We start from the raw sequence: 3,071 nt of genomic DNA on the forward strand, positions 1-3,071 counted from the left end.
TGACGCTGCGTCGATGTCTCGGTGCTGCGGAATGAGTTCTGAACACCATCCTTAGGTTCCTTGACCTGCCAGACTGCGCGTTGCTTGTCTTCGCGACGTGGTTTTTCTCGGCGTATTCCATCGAACGCGTGATTGCCTATTGCACATTGACGATCGGCGCATTCAGGCTGATGTCGGCAACCGGATTGGCCTTCACGCGTCGCTGGATTGAACCGGACTTTGCATTGCACGATTGCGCACCGACAGCGACATAGCAGGATCACGCCGACAAAAAGAGGCCTCCTGCCGAGTGCGCCGACATTGCACGCCGCACAATGTGTTGTATCGACCACAACGTGAAGGTTTGCGCATCAGGCGACTTTTGCGCATCATGAAGATCGCTGTCCCGATGTCCGTGGTTGCGCGTACCCACGCTTGAGAGCGGCGCGAGGGCATCGCGCCGAAGGAATCCGGTGTTGCGCAGGACGCAGCCACTCCCCAACGAGGCGTACCGCGTTCCCATCAGAACACGGCCTCGGACAATGCCAACTTGGGCGAGCCCCCTTGCCTGGAGCGTGGGATGCAAGACGAACTCTCCTACCCGCTGTCTGCGCAAAGCCTTCCTGTCCCTTTCTACGTGGTGCTGGAAGGGCGCATCGTATTTGCCAACGCGGCAGGCGTCTGCGTGGTCCGCGCGCTGTCGGTCGACCAACTGCTGGGGGAGCCGTTCTCCCGCTTCTTTCGCGATGCACCGGTATCGTTGCTGATCGATGCCAGCCATGACGATGCGCAGGCGGAGCCTGGCGCCGACCAGACACACGCTGCACAGTTGGTGTCGATGGCGGCCGATGCGGCGTCCGACACGCTCACCACCGTCCGCCTGACCGTCACGCCCACCCGCTTTGACGGCATGCCTGCCCAGCAAGTGGTGGTACATGGCTTGCCGTTACCGCTTGGCGCGCAGTTGCCGGGCAAGCCGGGGGAGCGCGTGCTGAGCCCGGAGGCCATCGGCGCGGCGCTTCCGCATGAACACCTGGATCATCTGCTGTCCACCTTGCCCTCGGCGGCCTCGCTGGGCGAGCGCTTGCATGCAGCGCTGCGCGCCCTGGAGGCGGCGCTGCCCACCGCGCTGTGCGTGGTGGTGCGCGTGGTCTCCGGCCGAGCGCGGCTCTATGGCACGCAGGCCGCCCGCGCCCAACTGAGCGCCGGCCAGGAGGTGCTCGATGCCGAGCTGGCCCGCATCGCGCCCGCAGCGGGCGACCTCCCGCCGGTCGAGTTGATCCGCCTGGCCAATGTGCCGGCGCCCTTGCAGGCGATCCTCGCTCACGCGCTCGGCACGGCACAGCCAGACTGGCTCTGCCGCATTCCCGCCCAGCACGGCGGCCTGCACCCCAGCGACGACTTGCTATGCCTGTTCTACACGCGTCCGGCACTTGGGCCCACCGCCTCCGATGAGGCCGCACAACGTCGTGCGTGCGCCGGCTACATCAGCGCGCTGGTCAAGCTGCTGCGCCTGGAAGGCGAGTACCGGCAAGCACGCGACCTGCGCGACCAATACCGGCTGGTGGTCAACCACCTGAGCGAAGGCGTGCTGACGGTCTCCACGGACGGCCGCGTGCTGTCGTACAACCGCAGCGCCGCCGAGATCCTGCGCTTGTCCGGCGCGTCGTGGAAAGGCCGGCCGCGCCTGACGCTCGGCGACATGATGCTGGCCGAAGACGGCAGCATGCTGCCGCGCGCCGCGTGGCCATCCACGCTGGCCGCACGCACGGGGCGGGCCATCAGCAACGTGGTGGTGGGCATGCCGGCCGGCACCGGGCAGATCGTCTGGCTGCGCCAATCGGTGTTGCCGATCTTCTCGCAGGACAGCGCATCGCCGCATGCGGTGCTCGTCATCTTTACCGACATCACGGCGGAGCGCTCCACCTACGAGCAGCTACGCCTGCTGGAAACCAAGGATTCGCTCACCGGCCTGCCCAACCGCGCGGCCTTCATCGAGCGGCTCGACGCGCGCCTGGCGCTGCCCGCCACCGGCCAGGCGGCGCTGCTTTATATCGGGCTCGACCACTTCAAGACCGTCAACGAGGCGATGGGCCACCACGTCGGCAACCAGGTGCTGAACGTGGCCGCGCAACGCATCCGCGCCGATGTTGGCCAGCGCGCGTTGTTGGCGCGCCTGGGCGGCGACCAGTTCTGCGTGGCAATCGACACGCCGGATGCCGCCGACACGCTGGCCCAGCAGGTGCTCGAATCCCTTGCCCTGCCATTCACGGGTGGGGAGCGCGAGGTGCACCTGTCGGGCAGCATCGGCGTGGCGGTGTTCCCCGAAGACGGCAGCGAAGCCGCCACGCTGGTCAGCCGCGCCGAAGCCGCGATGTACCGCGCCAAGGAGAACGGCCGCAACCGGCTCACACACTACTCGCGCGCGCTGGAGACGCAGATCCTGCGCCGCTTCACGCTCAATGAACGCATGCGCCGGGCACTGGACCGTGGGCAGGTGCGCCTGGTCTACCAGCCCAAGTACGCGCTGGCGACGCGCGAGATCGTTGCGGTCGAGGCGCTGATGCGCTGGTCGGACCCAGAGCTGGGCGCGGTGTCGCCGGTCGAGTTCATCGCCGTGGCCGAGGAATCCGGCTACATCGTCGAGCTGGGGCGCTGGGCCCTGATGCAAGCCTGCGCGCAAGGGCAGCTGTGGGAACGCAATTTCGGCTTCACCGGCCGGGTGGCGGTCAACGTATCGGCGCGCCAATGCGATGCCGGCGTGATCGAGCGCGATGTCGACGAGGCGCTCAAGGCCTCGGGCCTGAACCCGTCGCGGCTGGAGCTGGAACTGACGGAGAGCGTGCTGCTGGCCGACCGGCTGTCGACGCAGCGCCTGCTGACCAGCCTGGCGGCGCGCGGGGTGCAGATCTCGCTGGACGATTTTGGCATCGGCTTCTCGTCGCTGTCGTATCTGCGCAGCCTGCCGATCCACAACATCAAGATCGACCGTTCGTTCATCAGCGGGGTGCCGGCAGTGGCCGACTGCGTGGCACTGACCAAGACCATCATCGCGATGGCCCGCGCGCTGAACATGACGGTCACGGCCGAAG

1 protein-coding gene is annotated in these 3,071 nt (G+C 67.1%); it reads left to right on the forward strand.

Annotated features, from left to right (window positions below):
• Window positions 1–559: 559 nt before the first annotated feature.
• On the forward strand, window positions 560–3,071 hold a 2,512-nt coding region (locus tag QZ609_RS25910; protein WP_295501198.1), incomplete at its 3' end, for an EAL domain-containing protein.

Source organism: uncultured Ralstonia sp. (assembly GCA_913056305.1).
Classification (GTDB): Bacteria; Pseudomonadota; Gammaproteobacteria; order Burkholderiales; family Burkholderiaceae; genus Ralstonia.